Genomic DNA, 2,646 nt, shown 5'->3' with positions numbered 1-2,646 from the left:
TATCTATGGCGAAAGCACTACTCTGCTTGGACAGAAGCTAGCTACCATTAAATGGGTATGTATGTGGATATTTTTAGCCACTATCGCGCTGGTTGCGGTCTTAGGATACTACAAGCAGTTCCGCCCCGCATGGACGAATAACGCGCCGGGTAAATCCGTAGAGATCGTAGTGGATAAAAAAGACGTCAAAAACATCACGATCAAAGACGGCCAGGTCGTCTCCACGGTAGATGGCGGCAAGGTCATCTCAAACGTCAAAGAGTCCAAAGCCAAAGACGCTACTAAATTTAACAGCGTCGAAATTTACGACAAAGATAAGAAGCTTACCCAAAGCATCGTTGCTCAGGACGGAAACGTCGTAATCACCGCAGGCGATAAGAGCGAGAGTATCGCAAACGCAAGCATCGTCGTAAAAGATACTATGAAGAAAACCGCAAATTTAAATATGGTTCTTACCATTCAAATTTTCATGCTTCTAGCGGCGTCCATTATGATGATCGCTTCGGGCATAAAAGCGGGCAGCATCGCCAAAAACGAAATTTTTCACAGCGGTATGGTTGCACTCGTGGCGATCTATGGAATTTCATGGATGGCGGAGACTATGTTTACCGCCCATATCGAGATGCTTAAAACCTCCCTGGGTGAGGTCGTCAAGGCCTATCCGTGGACCTATATCGTAGTTTCGCTACTAATCAGTAAATTTCTTAATTCCCAGGCGGCCGCCGTTGCGACCTTCGTTCCTCTCGCCGTTACTATCGGTATCGATCCGGGTCTTATCATCGCATTTGCGCCGGCTTGCTACGGATACTATATCCTACCTACTTATCCGAGCGACCTTGCGGCGATCCAGTTCGACCGCTCCGGCACTACGCATATCGGAAGATTCGTCATCAACCACAGTTTTATCTTGCCCGGTCTGATCGGCGTGCTTACATCATGCGGCGTGGGCTTTATTTTCGCTCATCTTTACGGCTACTTATAATAGCTATACGCTCGCGAGTCCAACACTCGCGAGCTTTTTAAATTTCAAAATTCTTTAGATTAACGCTCCGCTCCCGCGCAAGGCTAAATCGTTTTAAATAAAATTTACGTTATAATCCCGCCAAATTCCACACAGGAGGCAGATATGCAAATCCCTATCGCATACGGCAAAGATGATCATCTAAGCTTAGAGATAAACGAGAAAAATTTGCTCGGCGTTTTCGATCCAAACCCCGTGGCTAAATTTGACGAAACGGCGCTCATCGCAAAGGCTCTAGCAAATCCGATAAATCAAAAAAGCTTTGACGAGTTTATCGCGGGCGATGAAAAGATCGTCGTCATCGTAAACGACGGCACGAGACCTACGCCGACGGCAAAAGTTTTAAAGCAAATTTACCCGAAAATCCGCGAGAAAAATAAAATTTTCATCATCGCCACGGGCTGCCACAGAGAGGGTACGCTTGATGAGTACGAAATGATCTTCGGCAAAGAAATTTACGCCGAGCTTAACTCCAAAGGCGAAGTTCACGATCACGACTCCAAACACGACGAGATGGTATTTTTAGGCGAGAGCAAAAACGGCACGCAGATGTATCTAAACAAGGTCGTGGCAGAGGCAAAAAAGGTGATCGTCATCGGCTCGGTCGAGCCGCATTATTTCGCGGGCTACACGGGCGGCAGAAAGGCCTTTTTGCCTGGCACCGCATCGTACGAGAGCATCACGCAAAATCACAAGCTCGCCCTAAGCTCCGACGCGCAGGCGCTGCGCCTAGAAGGCAACCCCGTGCACGAGGATATGATCGACGCGATGAAGGTGCTAGCACATATCGACGTTTTTTCGATCCAGACGGTGCTTGATAGCGAGCACGGCGTGTATTACGCAAGCGCGGGCGATTTGAACGATAGCTTTTACGACTGCGTGGAAAAGGCAGACGAGGTCTTTTGCGTAAATATCCCGCGCAAGGCAGATATCGTGATCTCGGTCGCGCCATATCCGATGGACGTCGATCTCTATCAGGCGCAAAAAGCCCTAGATAACGGCAAACTAGCACTCGCGCAGGATGGAATTTTAATCATGGTCGCAAAGTGCCGCACCGGCATCGGACCAAAGCCGTTTTTTGACCTGATGGCCTCCGCCGATACGCCTAAAAAGGTGCTCGAAAAGATCAGCGCGGGCTTTAAACTCGGCTATCACAAAGCCGCCAAAATGGCTGAAATCTCGCTCTGGGCGCAGACCTGGGCGGTGAGTGATCTAAGCGACGATGAGATGCGCGCCGTGCATCTAAAGCCCTATCACGACATCCAAAAGGCCGTGGACGACGCGCTCGCGCAAAAGGGCGCGGACGCTAAAATCATCATCCTGCCGTTTGGCTCGATGACGGTGCCTAAGGCCTAGGCTTGGCTAAAATTTTATATTACGACGCGAGCGCGGGCATCAGCGGCGATATGAATTTAGGCGCGCTGGTGGGGCTTGGCATGGATTTTGGCTATCTTTGCGCCGAGCTTGAGAAGTTAAATTTAGCCGGCGAATTTAAGCTAGAGCGCAAAAACGTGCTAAAAAACGGCATCACCGCGACCAAAATCGACGTCGTGCCGCTAAAATCGCAGCCCCACGCCAGAAGCTACGCCGATATCAAGCAAATTTTAGAGGGTTCAAATTTAAGC

At 49.4% G+C, this 2,646-nt stretch carries 3 protein-coding genes; all 3 read left to right on the top strand.

The window, feature by feature from the left end:
• A partial coding sequence (locus Q0620_RS01065; RefSeq protein WP_298782848.1) for an anaerobic C4-dicarboxylate transporter family protein occupies positions 1-982 on the top strand: 982 nt, incomplete at its 5' end.
• Between the two features lie 144 nt (positions 983-1,126).
• Positions 1,127-2,377 carry a nickel-dependent lactate racemase gene (gene larA, locus Q0620_RS01060; RefSeq protein WP_298782847.1) on the top strand — a complete coding sequence of 417 codons (1,251 nt, stop codon included), beginning with the start codon at positions 1,127-1,129 and terminating at the stop codon, positions 2,375-2,377.
• 2 nt (positions 2,378-2,379) lie between these two features.
• Positions 2,380-2,646 (top strand): nickel insertion protein (gene larC / locus Q0620_RS01055; protein WP_298782846.1); only part of this gene is annotated, 267 nt, incomplete at its 3' end.

Origin of the sequence: uncultured Campylobacter sp. (assembly GCF_938017615.1) — a bacterium.
Taxonomy (GTDB): domain Bacteria; phylum Campylobacterota; class Campylobacteria; order Campylobacterales; family Campylobacteraceae; genus Campylobacter_B.
This window is presented reverse-complemented; position numbering and strand designations above follow the sequence as displayed.

What these genes read in the sequence shown, in the direction of transcription:
- larA (WP_298782847.1), top strand. Translation starts at nt 1,127, where the DNA reads ATGCAAATCCCTATCGCATACGGCAAAGATGATCATCTAAGCTTAGAG.